Below are 15,572 nucleotides of genomic sequence, written 5' to 3' on the forward strand. Positions count from 1 at the left end.
ATGAGCAAGAAGAACGTGGTGCTGGCCTTCTCCGGCGGACTCGATACCGCTTTCTGCACCGTCTACCTGCGCGAGCAGGGCTACGCCGTGACGACGGTCACCGTGGACACGGGCGGCTTCCCGCCCGAGCAGCTCGCCAGCATCTCCGCGCTGTCCGCGAAGCTGGGCGCGGTGGCGCACCACACGGTGGACGCGCGCGACACCCTCTTCCAGGGCTACCTGCGCTACCTCATCGCCGGAAACGTGCTGCGCGGCCAGGTCTACCCGCTGAGCGTCTCCGCGGAGCGCGCCTGCCAGGCCGTGGAAGCCGTCCGCATGGCGCGCGAGCTGGGCGCGCAGGCCATTGCCCACGGCAGCACGGGCGCGGGCAACGACCAGGTGCGCTTCGACGTGGCCTTCCGCTCGCTCGCGCCGGAGCTGGAGCTGCTCACCCCCATCCGCACGCTGGGCCTGAGCCGTCAGCAGGAGCTGTCCTTCCTCGCCGAGCGCGGCATCCACATGCCGCCCAAGCTGGGCTCCTACTCCGTCAACGAGGGCATGTGGGGCACGTCCGTGGGCGGCCGCGAGACGCTGGACTCGTGGAGCGCGCTGCCCGAGGCGGCCTTCCCCGGCGGGCAGATTCCCACGGACCTGAAGCCGCGCACGCTCACCATTTCCTTCGAGCAGGGCGTCCCGTCCGCGCTGGACGGCGAGAAGCTGTCGCCGGTGAAGCTGGTGGAGGCGCTCAACGCGCTGGGGCGCACGTACGGCATCGGCCGCGGCGTGCACCTGGGTGACACCATCCTGGGCATCAAGGGCCGCGTGGGCTTCGAGGCCCCGGCGGCGCACATGCTCATCACCGCGCACCGCGAGCTGGAGAAGCTGGTGCTCTCCGGCAAGCAGCTCTTCTGGAAGGAGTCGATGGGCAACCTCTACGGCTCGCTCCTGCACGAGGGGCACTTCTTCGACCCGCTGGTGAAGGACCTGGAGGCGTTCCTCACCTCGTCGCAGGAGCGGGTGACGGGCGAGGTGCGGCTGGTGCTGCACCCCCGGACGCTGGTGGTGGAGGGCGTGAAGTCGCCGCACTCGCTGATGGACGCGAAGGTGGCGACGTACGGGGAAGCAAACGTGCTGTGGACGGGTTCTGAAGCCGCTGGATTCGCCAAGCTGTACGGCGTCGCGCAGATGCTCTCTCACCGGGCCAAGGGAGGTTGAAATGAAGGTCTTCGTCGACAAGGTGGGCAGCGTCACCCGGAACCTCGGCCTGGGCCGCACGGTGCACCTGGCTCCGGAGGTGAAGGCCGAGGAGGGCGCGGTGGTGGCCGTGCGCATCCACGGGGAGAAGAGCGTCTACAACCAGCTCGAGGACCCGCACGGGCGCCTCGTCACCCTGCACGCGGGTGACATCGTCGTGGGCGCCCTGGGGCACCGCAACGCGCTGCACGGCTACGAGGGCGTGGTGCCCGAGTCCGTCACCGTGGGCCAGCGGCTGCACGTGCTCAACATGGGCGGCGTCATCGGCAAGTGCACCTCGCACAACCCCGGCGTGGGCACGCCCTTCGAGGCGGAGGTGCTGGGCCAGGTGCTGGAGTTCCCGGAGCTGATGTCGCGCACCGGGCAGCCGGCGCACGTCTCCTCGGGCGCGCTCAAGGGCACGTCCACCCCGGTGAAGTGCCCGGTGGTCTTCGTCGTCGGCACCTGCATGAACGCGGGCAAGACGTACGCGGCCAGCGCCATGGTGCGCACGCTGGCCCAGGCGGGCTACCGCGTGGGCGGGGCGAAGCTGACGGGGGTGTCGCTGATGCGCGACACGCTGAGCATGCAGGACTCCGGCGCGGACGTGGTCATGGACTTCACCGACGCGGGCGTCGTCTGCACGGGCCCCCGCACGGGGGCGCGCGTGGCGCGGGTGCTCTTCTCCGAGCTGGCGGCGGAGAACGTGGACGTCATCGTCGCGGAGACGGGCGACGGCATCATGGGTGAGTACGGCGTGCAGGGCATCCTCGCGGACGCGGAGCTGCGGAGCCTGGCGGGCGCGTGGGTGCTGTGCGCGAACGACCCGGTGGGCGCGGCCGGCGGCGTGCGGCACCTGCGCGAGACGTACGCCATCGACGTGGACATGGTGGCCGGTCCCGCCACGGACAACGCGGTGGGCGTGCGCTTCGTGGAGCAGGTGGTGGGGATTCCCGCCCGCAACGCCCGGGCGAATGCGGCGGCGCTGGGTGGGCTCATCCTGGAGAAGCTCGCGCCCAAGCTGGGCGCGGGGAGGAAGTCATGACGCGGGCGAACATCTACATCCTGGGGGCCTCCGGTTTCGGCGGGGGCGAGCTCTTGCGCATCCTCTCCGGCCACCCGGCGGTGGCCGGCATCCGCGTGGTGTCACGGCACCACGCGGGCGAGCCCATCCACAAGGTGCACCCGCACCTGCGCGGGCTGGTGGACGGCCGCTTCGAGGCGGAGCCGGACTGGCGCTGGCTGTCGGACTCGCAGCAGCCGGTGGTGTTCAGCGCGCTGGGGCACGGAGAGCTGGCGAAGCAGTTCGTCAACATCGAGAAGCAGTGGGCCGAGGCGGGCATCGCCGAGCGCGTGCTGCTGGTGGACCTGTCCTCCGACTTCCGGCTGGACCACCCGGGCCGCTACGCGGGCGCCTACGGCCGGCCCCACCCCGCCCCGGATTTGCTGGGCACCTTCACCTACGGCCTCACCGAGTGGAAGCGCGCCGAAATCGCCAAGGCGAAGCGCATCGCCAACCCGGGCTGCTTCGCCACCGCGGTGCAGCTCGCGCTCCTGCCCATTGCGTCCACGCCGGGGCTGGGGCTGTTGGCCGTCTCGGGCGTGACGGGCTCGTCCGGCTCCGGCTCGCTGCCGGGCGAGGGCACGCACCACCCGACGCGCGCGCACGACTTCCGCGCGTACAAGCCGCTGGAGCACCAGCACGAGGCGGAGGTGGAGGTCATGCTGGTGGCGCACGGCGCGCAGCGGCACCGGCTCGCCTTCGTGCCGCACTCGGCGCCCATGGTGCGCGGCATCTTCGCCACCGTGCAGTTCGAGTGGCCGGAGCACGGCGGCGCGGTGGTGACGCAGTCGCTGACGGAGAAGTTCCGCCGCTACTACGAGGGCTCGAAGTTCGTCCGCATCGTCGAGGGCACGCCGCGCGTGGCCGCGGTGACGGGCAGCAACTTCTGCGACATCTCCGTGGCCACCAAGGGCCGCTCCGTCGCCGTCATGGCCGCGCTGGACAACCTGGTGAAGGGCATGGCCGGCCAGGCCGTGCAGAACTTCAACGTCGCCCTCGGCCTGCCCGAGGACACCGCCCTGCGCCAGGCCGCCTGCTACCCGTAGGGACGCCCCCAGCCGGGCCCGGGCCAGCATGCCCGGGCCCGCGCCCCCCCCGTTGAGGTATGGTGCGCGGAGGTTTGACCTCAAACGGGACAGCGGAACATGCATTTCGAGTTGGCCTTCGTCCTCATCTTCGCCATCGCGACCGCGGTGGCCATCGTCGCCCGCCACTTCAAGTTCCCGTACACGGTGGCGCTGGTGGTGGCGGGGTTGTCGCTGGGTGCGGTGCAGGCCTTCGAGCCGCCCCACCTCACGAAGGAACTGCTCTTCGCCATCATCCTCCCCGGGCTGCTGTTCGAGGCAGCCTTCCACGTGGAGTTCCGCAAGTTCTGGAAGAACAAGCTGGCCATCCACTCGATGGCCATCCCCGGCGTAGCCGCGTCCGCGGGGTTGACGGCGCTCATCCTCTCTCCGGTGGTGGAGGGGATGGACTTCGTGAGCGGCTTCGGGATGCTCCCGGCGCTGGTGTTCGCCGCGGTCATCGTCTCCACGGACCCCATCGCCGTGGTGGGCCTGTTCAAGTCGCTGGGCGCGCCCAAGCGGCTGCTCATCCTCGTGGAGGGAGAGAGCCTGCTGAATGACGGCACCGCCGTCGTGCTCTTCACCCTCGTCGTGGCGGTGGCCTCCGGTGGCCAGTTCACGGTGGGTGGTGCAGTCCTCGACTTCATCAAGGTCGCGGGCATGGGCGCGCTCATCGGCAGCGCGGTGGGGTTCGTCGTGGCGCAGGTCATCAAGCGCGTGGACGACGCGATGGTGGAAATCACCCTCACCGTCATCGCCGCCTATGGCTCGTTCGTGGTGGCGGAGAACTTCCACTACTCGGGCGTCATCGCGACGGTGGTGGCCGGCATGCTGTGCGGCAACTGGGCGGCGCATGAGGGCATGAGCCCCACCACGCGCGTCGCCGTGGAGAGCTTCTGGGAGTACCTGGCCTTCGCGCTCAACTCGGTGGTGTTCCTGCTCATCGGCCTGGAGGTGGAGCTCGGCTCGCTGCTGGCCTCCTGGAAGCCCATCCTCGCGGCGTACGTGGCGGTGGTCGCCGGCCGCGCGGTCGTCGTGTACGGCATGTCCGCGCTGCTGCGCCTCACGTCGGAGCGCATGCCGTGGACCTGGAGCGCGGTGCTCACCTGGAGCGGCCTGCGGGGCGCCATCTCCATGGTGCTGGTGCTCGGCCTGCCGCCGGACTTCACCCACCGCGAGCTGCTGGTGAACATGACCTTCGGGGTGGTGTTGCTCTCCATCATCATCCAGGGCCTCACGATGGCGCCGCTGCTGCGGCGGCTGGGCATCACCGGCCTGAAGGACGCCTACCAGGAGCAGTACGAGCTGGCGCGGGGCCGCCTGGGCGCCGTCCATGCCGCCCTGGCCGCGCTGGAGGGCATGCGCCGCAACCGGGAGGTCCCCGCGGACGTGCTGGAGAAGCTGGAGCGGGAGTATCAGGAGAAGGAGAGCGTCGCGGAGAAGGAGCTGGTCGCGCTGAAGCAGCAGTCGATGCGCTTCCACGAAGAGGAGCACCAGGAGGCGGTCCGCCGCATGCTCATCGTGGAGAAGGACTCGCTCCTCAAGGCCTACCAGTCGGCCACCATCGGCAAGGAGGCCTTCGAGCGGCTCACCGCGGAGCTGGACGAGCGCATCGCCCAGGCGGACGCGGCCGAGAGCCACGTGCCCGCTCCGGGAGAGCCTCGCACCCCGGCGGGAGCCGTCGGCACCTGAGCCGGCCCGTGCCGGCCCCGCTACCGGGTCTCCAGGAGGCTACGGGGCGGGAGCGGGCACAGGCGCCGGGGCGGAGGCGGGCGCCGGGGCTGCGGCGGGCGCCGGAGCGGAGTCGGGCGCCGGGGCGGAGGCGGGCGGCTCGTGCCCGCGCAGCGCAATCGCGGGCAGCGAGGCGGACAGCGCCCCCACGTCCAGGAAGCCGTGGAACCCCTCGTCGTCCATCTCCGGGAGCATCCGGATGCCCACGGGCGTCTCCGGGCGAATCTCGACGCGAGGCCCCGGGGTGATGCCCATGACGTTGCACTCCATCTCGCCATCCGGCAGCAGGTCGCAGCCCCACCTGCGGCCCTGGGCGTAGCCCACCTCGAGAATCTTCAAGTCGCGGACGACCTCGGCCACGTGCTTCGACATGGGAACGAAGTCCTTGTTCCAGTCCGCGTCCGCCACCAGCCGCGTGTGTGCATTGCCGGCGAGCACCAGGAAGACGCCCTTGGGACGCGCGCTGTGGGCGTTGAGCACCGCCCGCGCCATGCGCGCATCGCGCGCGCTTCCATGCTCCGTGTCCGTGTCGAAGGCGACCACGGAGACGGAGTGCCCGGCCGCGCGCAGGGCCCGGGCCCGGTCGATGAGGTCCATCACCGCGCGGCTGCCCCGACCGTCCTGCTGGAGCTTGCGCCAGAAGTTCCCGCCCAGCAGCGCGTCCTGGTCCGCGGGGCCTCCCTTGCTCGCCAGATACGTGTCGATGCGCTCCTGCTCCTTCAAGGGGATGGCGAGCCCCACGGTGACGCCGAGCCCCGCCTGGGCGGCCTCGCACGCCAGGTCTCCCACGGTGGCGGGCACCTCGCGCGTGCCGAGCTGCTCGCCGATGAGGACCATCAACCCCGGGCGCAGCATCGCCTGGAAGCCGCCGACCTTGCGCGCACAGGGCTCCTGCACCTCCTGCCGCCAGCGCTTGAGGTAGAACGACGGGTCTCTCGCGAAGGAGTCATCCCGCGTGAGGCGCAAAGTGCCCGTGAGCGTTTCCAGCGAAGGGCGCGACTCCAGCCGCAGGGTGAGCTCCCGCTCCAGCTTCAAGTCCCGGGTGCCCTTCACGGGGCCGTCCAGCTCCACCCACGGCGCGGTGTCACGCTCCTGCTGGGCGAGCGTCACCGGGGCCCCCCGGGCCCGGAGGCTCTGCTCGAACTGTTCCATCACCAGGTGCTTGGGGATGAGCTCTCCCGTGCGGCCGTCGTAGCGGAGCTCCGCGTCGTTGGCGAAGGCCACCCGCTTCATCTGGAAGATGCGCACGACGGACTGCCGCGCGGCGAGCGGCTCGCCGACCACCAGGTACCGGGTGTGGTCGCCGTCGCTCTGGTAGCCCCACGACTCCGTGGTCGCAAGCTGCGCGGCCCTCCACTCGGTCAGGAGGAACTTCGGGTCATCCATGGGCTTCAGCAGCCAGCCATTCTCCGCCAGCAGCTTCGTGGCCTCGGCCAGGGACCGCTCCACGGGCATCATGAAGATGTGCTCGTAGCGGGGCGCCTCCAGCTTGGCCTCCTCGACGGGCGCGGCCGCAGCCATCCCCTCGGAGGGGCGGGCACTCCTCGCACAGCCGGCCAGGAGCAATACGAGACCAACCAGGGCTCGGCGCATCCGCGGTGCCTCTCTCTTCCATTCGGTGTGTGCCGCTGGAACGACCAACCCTCCGGAGGATATCGGATGAAGCCTCCCCCGGGCATCGGCTGCCCGAGGGGATGACGCAGCAGTCCACGGCCGGACGGAAGCGCAGGGACTCCCGGTGCGGCACGCCCGATGCGCCGGGCGTGCCGCACGCTCAGGCCTCCGTCAGTGGACGCGTCCGGCCGGCAGGTTGGAGCGGGCCGGGAAGCCCGGGACGGCGGCGGGGTTCCATCGAGCGGGCGCGAGCAGCGACTCGCCGACCAGGTCCTTCGACGCCGTCAGGGGCGCGGGCACACCACACACCAGCGCGCTCAGGTCCGCCCCGCGCCGGCCCAGGTCATTGAACACGCGAGGTTGCCCGGTGATGGGGTCCGGCGTGGGCGCATTGGCGACCAGGAACGGCGAGAGGAAGGCGGGCGAGCCCTGGGGACGGAAGCCGACGTGGAGGAAGAAGGTCTGCGTCTCTCCCGCGTGGCAGCCATTGCAGGTGTTGAGCGAGAACTTGTGCCGCGCTTGAGGGTCCACGCCGGGCGCGTCCCAGAAGAAGTTGAACGGGGTGAGCGCCGAGCCCCAGAGGAAGGGCTGGCCCTGGAAGAACTCGGGCACCACGTGCGTCTCCGTGAGGATGGAGGACTGGTTCTGGTTGATGTAGTCCGTCACCAGCGGCGAGCCGTTGAAGAAGAACGGAGGCGTGAGCGCCACGTGCGCCGGGGCCAGTCCCTGAGGCCCGAAGTGGAACTCGCGCAGCTCCCACTCCGGGTCCAGCGTGTTCTCGTTGGTGCGCACCTGGCTGATGGCGCTGCCCATGAAGCGTCCCGAGGCCACGAAGGACTTCGTGAAGCGGTCCGTCAGGGCCTGGAGCTTCGCGTTGTAGCTCGGATGGGACAGGCCGAGGCGGCCCAGCTCGTGCCAGTCGCGGGCCCAGCGCTGGAACTCCTCGGGGCTGCCTCCGGGCAGCGTGTATTCGAGGATGACGGTGAAGGGCATCGGGTTGCCGCCCGGGTCCGTCACGCCGAACACGAAGCGTCCCTCGCCCGCGTGCTCGCCCTCGCGCCGCAGGTCCATGCGGTTGACGATGGCCAGCAGCCGGAACGGCGCGAAGTCGAAGTCCAGCGGCGCGGTGGGGCCACCGCTTTGCGCCTCCCACGCGTTCAGCACCGCGGGCCCGATTTGAGGGCGGGCCGGCACGAAGGTGGCTCCGATGAACTGGTCCTGCTGCCAGGTCTTCAGCCAGCTGCGCACCAGCTCGGACGGGTCCCTCCCGCCGTTCATCGCCCGCATCAGGGCGCCGAACGTCCACGCGCCGGAGCCGGTGGTGCGCACCGGGTCCTCCACCACGGACAGGTCGGTGATGAGCAATTCCTCGAACCGGTCCACCTGGCAGACCGCCGGACCGCAGGCGGTGGTGGACTCGCAGCCATTGGCCTCCAGGCCGTCGCAGTCGAAGGTGCCCACCACGCAGCCCAGGCCGCAGGTGCCCGCGCCGCACACGGCGCTGGCGGAAGGCGCCCCGCCGCAGGTGGTTCCGCACGCGCCGCAGTTCGCCTCGTCGGTCATCAGGTCGGCCTCGCAGCCGTTGGCCGGGTTGCCATCACAGTCCTCGAAGCCCACCGGGCAGCCCGCCTCGAAGGACACGCACGTGGAGCGGTTGCCCGCGGCGTCGAAGGCCACCGCGAACATCGTCGTCTCCAACTGAGGCTGCGACAGCGACAGCGGCGCGAAGCCACTCCCGTCAGCGCGGGTCACGCCGGCTGGAGACGCCGCCAGGGTGCAGGCCGCGTCGGTGAACACGGCCACCTGCCCTCGCGGCTCCGTCTGGGAGCGCACCTGCCCGGCGACGGGAGGCGCAGCCAACGGGATGTAGCCCGCGAGGAAGGTCGGCGGCAGGGGCGCCACGGTGTCGTGCCAGTAGGTGGCGACGGAGGAGCAGACGGAGATGTTGCCCACCGCATCCACCGCGCGGACGAAGAAGCTCGTCGACGTGTTGGCGGTCGCCGTCACCGAAGCGGTGAAGGCGCCCGTCGAGGCGTCCGCCGTGGTGGTGGCCACCAGGGGCGCCGTGCAGCCGCTGCCAAGGAAGACCTGGACGGACGCGCTGCGCTCGGCGGTGCCGCGCAGCTGCGGCGTCAGGGACGTCCCGGGCGAGGCCGGGGTGAAGCCCGTCAGCGTCGGCGCCGGAGGCGCCAGGGTGTCATGCCGGTAGCTGATGCTCGCCGAGCACGCGGATGCGTTGCCGGCGGCATCCAGCGCGTTGGCGGTGAAGGTGGACGTGGTGTTGGCCGTCACCGTGCGCGTCGTCGAGAAGGAGCCGTCCGCAGCGGCCGTCAGGGTGGCCAGCACCGCGCCTCCGCAGGCCGTGCCCGAGAACAGGCGCACCCGGACGCCCGCAGTGGCGGTGCCCGCGAGGACGGGCTGGATGCTGGTGGACGGCGAGGCCGGGGTGAAGCCCGTCAGCGAGGGCACCGCCGGCGCGACGTTGTCATGCAGGTAGCCCAGCGCCCCCGAGCAGGCGGACACATTCCCAGCGGCATCCGTGGACGTGGCGGTGAAGGTGGACGTGGTGTTCAGCGCCACGGAGCGCATGGACGAGAAGGTGCCGTTGGCGGCGGCCGTCACCGTCGCCACCGCCGTGCCCGCACAGGCGCTGCCGGAGAAGATGCGCACGGTGGAGCTCGCCTCCGCCGTGCCGGCCAGCACCGGCTGGGTGCTGTTGGAGGGCGAGGCCGGAGTGAAGCCCGTCAGCGACGGCGCGGCGGGCGCCACCCCGTCGTGCAGGTAGCCGAGCGCCGCCGAGCACGCGGACACGTTGCCCGCCGCGTCCGTCGCCGTAGCCGTGAAGGTGGACGTCGCGTTGGGCGTCACGGTGCGGGTCGACGAGAAGCTCCCGCCCGCGCTCGCCGTCACGGTGGCCAGGGCCGTGCCCGCGCACGAGGCCCCCGAGAAGATGCGCACGGTGGAGCTCGCCTCGGCGGTGCCGGACAGCACGGGCTGGGTGTTGCTGGACGGCGAGGCCGGCGCGAAGCCCGTCAGCACCGGGGCGGCCGGCGCCTGGGTGTCCTCGGGGCACCGGAAGAGTTCGAGCTTGCCGATGGAGACCGTCTCGATGCCGGTGCTGCGGCTGTCGTTGTCGTCCGTCACATGGAGGCGGTACTTGCTGTAGGTGCCGGGCGTGGCCACGGTGTACTCGCGCCGCTCGACGGTGGCCCAGCCGGCCTCGTTGCCGCGCGTATCCAGGACGACCCAGGTGGTGCCATTCCAGCCCTGGAGCGTCCAGCTCCGTGGCGCTCGCGAGGTGAGCGAGCCGTTGACGAACCGGATGGCATAGTGGGTGACGCGCTTCGCGCCATCCGCCCACTCGTAGCCAATCCAGGCGGGCGTCACCCCCACCTGCGAGAGCCACATGGACGGCGCCGCGTCGTTGCTGTCGAAGGCCAGCCACGCCTCGTAGCTCGAGCCCAGGACTCCCGAGCGCGTCACGCTGCCGGAAGGCAGCGACGGGCTGGTCATCAGTGGCACCAGGCTGGCGCCACAATTGAGCGCCTGGGTGGTTTCGGCCAGGTGACTCTCCGGCCGCGACTCGGGGACAGACACTTCTTCACCCTGGCATCCGGACAAGGAGGCCAGGAGCAGGGCGCCGGAAACAAAGGCACCCCGGATGGATGTAACGGTTTGCATGTGGTGAACCCCCTCTGAAACGCGAATGACGCGTGTTCAGTACCAACAGGGGGCCACCTGCCCGCACTGAATGTGACGAAGCTACCCGGGCGAGGGACGAACCCGGAGCGGCGCGGGACGAAATCCCGGAAGCGCGCTTCAGGCCGCGGGCGTCTTGCTCGTGTCCGGCGAGGGCCCCGCCTCGGAGCCCTGGGGCTGCTGCGCCGCGGCCTCACGCTGCTCCAGCCGGGCCGCGCCTTCCTCGGCCGCGCGGAGGAACTCGTCGTACTCGGACTTGCGCTCCTGGGCCTTCGCCTGCGCCTTGCCGGCCTGCTGCGCCGCCGCGGCCCGGCCCTTCACCACCGCGCGGGCACTGAGCACCACGCCCACGGCGGAAGTCAGGACGTTGAGCACCGACCAGAGCCCGCCCTCCCACAGCGCATCCGCGCCGCCCTGGACGAAGTCGATCATCAGGATGAAGGCCAGGCCCGTGGCGGAAGCCCCCAGCGCCGTGGACCACGGCCGCAGCTCAATCACCCGCGCGGCGCCGTAGCAGAGCAGCGGCAGCCCCACGAGCAGCCACAGATTCACCAGCGCCACCGCGGCCAGCATCTGCAGGAAGGCGAATGGCAACTCCTGGATGCGCGTCGTCAGCCGCATGATGAGCACCCAGCCGAGGCCCCGGCCAACGATGAGCGCGATGAACCCCAGCCCCATGATGAACTGGAGGCGGCGGATGCGGACGCGCAGCGGTTCGAGGACACTCGTCTTGGAGCTCACGGCGGGCAGCCTACTCCAGTTCAGCCCTCGTCCTCGTCCGCGTCCGCCTCGCCCCCTGGCGTGCGAGGAGGCGGGCCATCCCCGTAGAAGACCTCCTCCAGCACCAGCCCCTGCGGGGGCGCGGTGGGCCCGGCCCGCTTCCTGTTGCGCGAGGCCAGCACCTCCGCCACCCACGCCTCGGGCCTCTTCCCCTTCCCCACCTCCACCAGCGTCCCCACCAGGTTGCGCACCATGTGCTTGAGGAAGGCCGTGCCCTCCACCACGAAGGACACCGCGTCTCCTGCCGTGCCCTCCACCACCAGACTGCGCACCTCGCGCACCGCGTGCTTCGCCTGGCAGTCCGCCGCCCGGAAGGCGGAGTAGTCGTGCCGGCCCAGCAGGTGCACCGCCGCGCGCCGCATGGCCTCCACGTCCAGCGCGGCGAACACCTCCCAGTGCGTCGTGCGGCGCAGCGGAGAGCGCGTGCGGCGGTTGCTCAGCCGGTACCGGTAGCGCTTGCCCCGAGACCAGCGGCGCGGGTCGAAGTCGTCCGGCACCTCCACCGCGGACACGACCGCGAGGTCATCCGGCAGCAGGCCATTGAGGCCCATGACGTAGGCCTTCATCGGCAGCACCCGCGAGGTGTCGAAGCTGGCCACCTGCCCGGTGGCGTGGACGCCCGAGTCGGTGCGCCCCGCGCAGAACACGGACACCCGCTCGCCCAGCAGCCGGGCCAGCCCGTCCTCCAGCGTCGCCTGCACGGACGGGCCATTGGGCTGCACCTGCCAGCCCACGTAGTGCGTCCCCTCGTACTCGAGCGTCAGCTTCAAACGGGGCATGTCAGCGGTACTTCAGCCAGGACTCGATGAGCTCGGACACGAGCCGGCCCACCGGGACGTCGTTGCGGCGGGCCACCGCCTCCAGCGCCTCGTACGCTGCGGGGCTGAGCGGCACGGCCAGCACGCGCGGCTCGGTGTGGTCGTCGCTCTCGCCCACCGGGGCGACGGGCTCCGGCGCGGGCGAGCCCTTCACCGTGTCGAGCGCGGCCACCACGTCCGACAACTCCAGCGCCTCTTCCGACGTGGGCGCCTGCGCCGCGCGCACCTGCATGCGTCGCTGCTCTTCCTGCAGCTCCTCCTCGAAGAGCTGCTTGAGGAAGTTGGACAGGTGCAGCGGCGTGGGGGTGAACTCGTACGCGTCCAGGAAGGCGTCCAGGTCCTTCTGCATCTGCGCGGCCGTCTGGTAGCGCTTGTCGCGGTCGCGCTCCAGCGCCTTCATCAGGATGAGCTCCAGCCGCTCGGGCAGGTCTTCCCGGAAGTACGAGGGCGCGTAGATTTTTCCCTCGGTGATGCTGCGCATCACCGCCACCTCGGACTCACCGGTGAAGAGCTTGAAGCCGGTGAGCCACTCGTAGAGGACGACGCCCAGGGAGAAGATGTCGCTGCGGCAGTCCAGCGGCTTGCCCAGGCACTGCTCCGGGCTCATGTAGCTGAGCTTGCCCTTGATTTCGCCGGTGCGCGTCTGCTCCACCTGGTTGGCGGCCTTGGCGATGCCGAAGTCGAGAATCTTCACCGAGCCGTCGAAGGCGACGACGACGTTCTCCGGCGACACGTCCCGGTGGACGATGTTGAGCGGGTTGCCGTACAGGTCCACCTTGGTGTGCGCGTGGTGCAGCCCCGCGCAGACCTGCGAGGCAATCTTCACCGCGTACACCAGCGGGAAGGGAATCCCGAGCGCCTCCGCCTTGGGCACCACCCGGCGCATGTCGCGCCCGGCCACGTACTCCATGGCGATGAAGTAGCTCTCCGCAATCTTCCCCAGGTCGTGAATCTGGACGACGTTGGGGTGGTTGAGCTGCGAGGCGAGCCGGGCCTCGTTGAGGAACATCTTCACGAAGGCCGCGTGCTTGGACAGGTGCGGGCGGATGCGCTTGATGACGACGGGCGACTCGTGGCCGTCGTCATGCTTCTGGTGCGCGAGGAAGATCTCCGCCATGCCACCGACGGCGATGCGGTCGATGAGCCGGTAGCGGCCGAAGCGGGCGGTGTCGCGCTGCTGCTGTGCCACGGGAGCCATGACGCGCTGACCTTAGCCGTGCCGGGCCCCGCGGCGCTAACGAACTTCCACCACGTGCACCTTCAGGGCCGGCTCCTGGCCGGGCAGGGAGGGGAAGTCGAGCGCGGAGGGAGCGAGCGAGCCCACCGCCTTTCCCTTCCTCCCGGCGAGCGCCACGCCCTCCGCCACCATCGTCTCGAAGCGGCGCGCGGGCAGGCCCGCGTGGTTGCAGCAGGCGACCAGCCGGCCTCCGGGCGCCACCACGCGCGCGGCGGCGTCCGCCAGCCGGGCGTAGTCACGCGCGGCGGAGAAGCGCGCGGTGCGGGTGGTGGAGAAGGACGGAGGATCCGAGATGACGACGTCGAACGTCTCCCCCTTCTTCGCCAGGCGCTTGAGCCAGTCGAACACGTCCCCGGCCACGTAGTCGTAGCGGTCCACCGGCTGGCCGTTGAGGCGCGCGTTCTCCTCGCCCCACTCCAGCACGCGGCGGCTGGCGTCGATGTTGAGCGCCCGCTTCGCGCCGCTCGCGGAGGCCACCACGCCGAAGGCGCACGTGTACGCGAAGAGGTTGAGCACGGTGAGCCCGCGCGCCCGCTCCTGGAGCCACGCACGCGTGTCACGCATGTCCAGGTACAGCCCCACCGACAGCCCCTGCGCGGGGCGGATGAGGAACGACAGGCCATTCTCCAGCGCGGTGAGGGACTCCACCGGCTCGCCCCGGGCGGGGACCTCCGGCGCGAGCGACTCCTTCGCCACGTTGGCCAGCACGCGCGCCTCGCGGGGACGGCGCTTGAGGTAGAGGCTCCTCGGCGCCCAGGCGGCCACCGCCGCGTCGAGCAGCGCCTCTTCCTCCGCGGGCGTGAAGTCCTTGTAGAGGCTGATGACATACAGCCCCCCGCCAAAGACATCCGCCGTCACCTCGGGGACGCCGTCCGCCTCGCCATGGAGCACGCGGAAGGCGGTGGTGCGCGCGTCGGACAGCAGCGGCCCCCGCCTGTCGCGCGCGGCGCGCAGGGTGTCCACCAGCGAGGAAGGCACGGCGCCCATCAAGCCCCTCAGCTGCCCAGCCGCGCGCGCGTCCACACGCGGTGGAGCGCATCCGTCGCGGCGCCGGCCAGCTCCACGAAGTCGAGCCCCAGCAACTGGCCCTCGCGCACGCGGACGCGGCCATCCACCACCGTCCACGCCACCGGCGCGCGCGCCATCTGCCCGAGCAGGTGCGGCGAGTAGCCCGTCTCCGGGTCCGCCGGGGGCACGGCGTCGTAGACGACGAGGTCCGCGATGCTCCCCTCCTCCACGTTGCCCGACGGCAGTCCGAACAGCCGCGTGCACAGCTCCGCGGGGCCGTTGATGAGCAGGTGGGCCAGGGAGCCGTCCACGTCCGGCAGCCTTCCGGCGCGGGCGATTCGCAGCACGCCCACGAGCGCGGCCAGCAGCTCCTCCTGGAGCGAGCCATGTCCGCCGGTGCCCAGCCCCACCAGGTGCACTCGCGACAGCACCGCCTCCATCGGGTCCGCGCCACGCTCCAGCGTGCGCACGCCGCGGGGCGCGAGCGCCACGAAGGCGCCGCTGTTCTGCAGGCGCCCGGCCTCGGCGCTGTCCAGGGTGCGCGCGTAGGCGGCGATGGCGCGCGGGTTGAGCAGCCCCAGCGCGTCCAGCCGGGGCACCACGCGCTGGTTGTGCCGGGCGTAGGTGATGGTGAGGTCGTCCTCGCTCTCCGCGAGGTGGAAGACGGTGGGCGCGTCCAGCTCCCGGCTCATCCGGGCCACGCGGGTGAGCAGCGCATGGTCGCACGTGGACGAGGCATGGAAGCCGAGCGCCCCACGCACCAGCGGATGCTCCCGGCGCTCGCGCACGAAGTCCGCGTTGGCCTGCAGCCAGGCGTCCGCCTGCGGGGCGCCCTCCAGGCTGTGGGTGGAGTGGCTCGTCACCAGCCGCAGGCCCACGTGCTCCGCCGCGCGGGCCTGGGCGGCGAGCCCTCCGGCCACGTCCTGGCAGGACAGGTGCTCCACCACCAGCGTGACGCCGTCGCGCAGCGCGCGGGCCGCGGCGAAGCGGGTGAGGGCCTCCACGTCCTCGTCGGTGAGCAGCCGCGCCACCCGCAGCATCCGCTCCAGCCGCTCCGCTGGCGACAGCAGCAGGAAGGGCCCGGTGGGCGGCAGCAGCTGGCCGTTGACGAGGTGCGAGTGGCAGTCCACCAGCCCGGGCGCGACGAGCCGTCCCCGGCACGCCACCTCCCAGTCGCCGGGCAGCACGGGCACCTGGGCGTCCGGAGCCACGCGGCGGATGGTGTTGGCTTCCACCACCACGGCCATGCCGTTGCGGACGCGACCATCCGCGCGGAACACGGCGCAGTTCTTCAGCAGCAGGCGGCCTTCCATGAACAGGCCTGTCTTACCACGGGCGGCGGCAGG

At 71.3% G+C, this 15,572-nt stretch carries 11 protein-coding genes; 4 read left to right on the forward strand and 7 right to left on the reverse strand.

Going from position 1 to position 15,572, the window contains the following annotated elements; genetic code table 11:
* The 4 genes from argG to ACX9TP_RS33630 all read left to right on the forward strand — a co-directional run bounded on the left by argG (position 1) and on the right by ACX9TP_RS33630 (position 5,031).
* Positions 1–1,194: an argininosuccinate synthase gene (argG, locus tag ACX9TP_RS33615; RefSeq protein ID WP_482974733.1), complete on the forward strand. Its 1,194-nt coding sequence runs from the start codon at positions 1–3 to the stop codon at positions 1,192–1,194.
* A gap of 1 nt (position 1,195) precedes the next feature.
* Complete coding sequence (locus tag ACX9TP_RS33620) at positions 1,196–2,257, forward strand: hypothetical protein (protein WP_482974734.1); 1,062 nt, start codon at positions 1,196–1,198, stop codon at positions 2,255–2,257.
* Positions 2,254–3,321 carry an N-acetyl-gamma-glutamyl-phosphate reductase gene (argC, locus tag ACX9TP_RS33625; RefSeq protein ID WP_482974735.1) on the forward strand — a complete coding sequence of 356 codons (1,068 nt, stop codon included), beginning with the start codon at positions 2,254–2,256 and terminating at the stop codon, positions 3,319–3,321. Before ACX9TP_RS33620 ends, argC begins: the two co-directional genes overlap by 4 nt.
* 99 nt (positions 3,322–3,420) lie before the next feature.
* Entirely contained in the window at positions 3,421–5,031 is a 1,611-nt protein-coding gene (locus ACX9TP_RS33630) for a Na+/H+ antiporter (RefSeq protein ID WP_482974736.1), read from the forward strand.
* Positions 5,032–5,070: 39 nt separating this feature from the next.
* Here ACX9TP_RS33630 and ACX9TP_RS33635 read toward each other — a convergent pair whose 3' ends face one another.
* The 7 genes from ACX9TP_RS33635 to ACX9TP_RS33665 form a co-directional block, all read right to left on the reverse strand.
* Positions 5,071–6,591, reverse strand: a complete 1,521-nt coding sequence (locus ACX9TP_RS33635; RefSeq protein WP_482974737.1) for a hypothetical protein — start codon at positions 6,589–6,591, stop codon at positions 5,071–5,073.
* A gap of 264 nt (positions 6,592–6,855) precedes the next feature.
* Complete coding sequence (locus ACX9TP_RS33640; protein ID WP_482974738.1) at positions 6,856–10,281, reverse strand: Ig-like domain-containing protein; 3,426 nt, start codon at positions 10,279–10,281, stop codon at positions 6,856–6,858.
* Positions 10,282–10,503: 222 nt separating this feature from the next.
* The gene (locus ACX9TP_RS33645; RefSeq protein WP_482974739.1) at positions 10,504–11,124 is read right to left on the reverse strand and encodes a hypothetical protein; all 621 of its coding nucleotides are present in this window, start codon (positions 11,122–11,124) and stop codon (positions 10,504–10,506) included.
* Between the two features lie 20 nt (positions 11,125–11,144).
* Positions 11,145–11,942 (reverse strand): tRNA pseudouridine(38-40) synthase TruA, encoded by a 798-nt coding sequence (truA, locus tag ACX9TP_RS33650; RefSeq protein WP_482974740.1) that lies wholly within the window; start codon positions 11,940–11,942, stop codon positions 11,145–11,147.
* 1 nt (position 11,943) lies between these two features.
* The gene (locus ACX9TP_RS33655; RefSeq protein ID WP_482974741.1) at positions 11,944–13,179 is read right to left on the reverse strand and encodes a serine/threonine protein kinase; all 1,236 of its coding nucleotides are present in this window, start codon (positions 13,177–13,179) and stop codon (positions 11,944–11,946) included.
* 36 nt (positions 13,180–13,215) lie between these two features.
* On the reverse strand, positions 13,216–14,205 hold the full coding sequence (locus tag ACX9TP_RS33660) for a class I SAM-dependent rRNA methyltransferase (protein ID WP_482974742.1): 990 nt from the start codon (positions 14,203–14,205) through the stop codon (positions 13,216–13,218).
* Positions 14,206–14,213: 8 nt separating this feature from the next.
* On the reverse strand, positions 14,214–15,539 hold the full coding sequence (locus ACX9TP_RS33665; RefSeq protein WP_482974743.1) for an amidohydrolase family protein: 1,326 nt from the start codon (positions 15,537–15,539) through the stop codon (positions 14,214–14,216).
* Positions 15,540–15,572 lie beyond the last annotated feature (33 nt).

The organism is Pyxidicoccus sp. M15 (assembly GCF_056858435.1).

Coding starts and splice junctions, on each gene's coding strand:
- ACX9TP_RS33655 (WP_482974741.1), bottom strand. CDS start 13,179: ATGGCTCCCGTGGCACAGCAGCAGCGCGACACCGCCCGCTTCGGCCGC.
- ACX9TP_RS33630 (WP_482974736.1), top strand. CDS start 3,421: ATGCATTTCGAGTTGGCCTTCGTCCTCATCTTCGCCATCGCGACCGCG.
- argC (WP_482974735.1), top strand. CDS start 2,254: ATGACGCGGGCGAACATCTACATCCTGGGGGCCTCCGGTTTCGGCGGG.
- ACX9TP_RS33635 (WP_482974737.1), bottom strand. CDS start 6,591: ATGGCTGCGGCCGCGCCCGTCGAGGAGGCCAAGCTGGAGGCGCCCCGC.
- ACX9TP_RS33620 (WP_482974734.1), top strand. CDS start 1,196: ATGAAGGTCTTCGTCGACAAGGTGGGCAGCGTCACCCGGAACCTCGGC.
- ACX9TP_RS33665 (WP_482974743.1), bottom strand. CDS start 15,539: ATGGAAGGCCGCCTGCTGCTGAAGAACTGCGCCGTGTTCCGCGCGGAT.
- ACX9TP_RS33660 (WP_482974742.1), bottom strand. CDS start 14,205: ATGGGCGCCGTGCCTTCCTCGCTGGTGGACACCCTGCGCGCCGCGCGC.
- truA (WP_482974740.1), bottom strand. CDS start 11,942: ATGCCCCGTTTGAAGCTGACGCTCGAGTACGAGGGGACGCACTACGTG.
- argG (WP_482974733.1), top strand. CDS start 1: ATGAGCAAGAAGAACGTGGTGCTGGCCTTCTCCGGCGGACTCGATACC.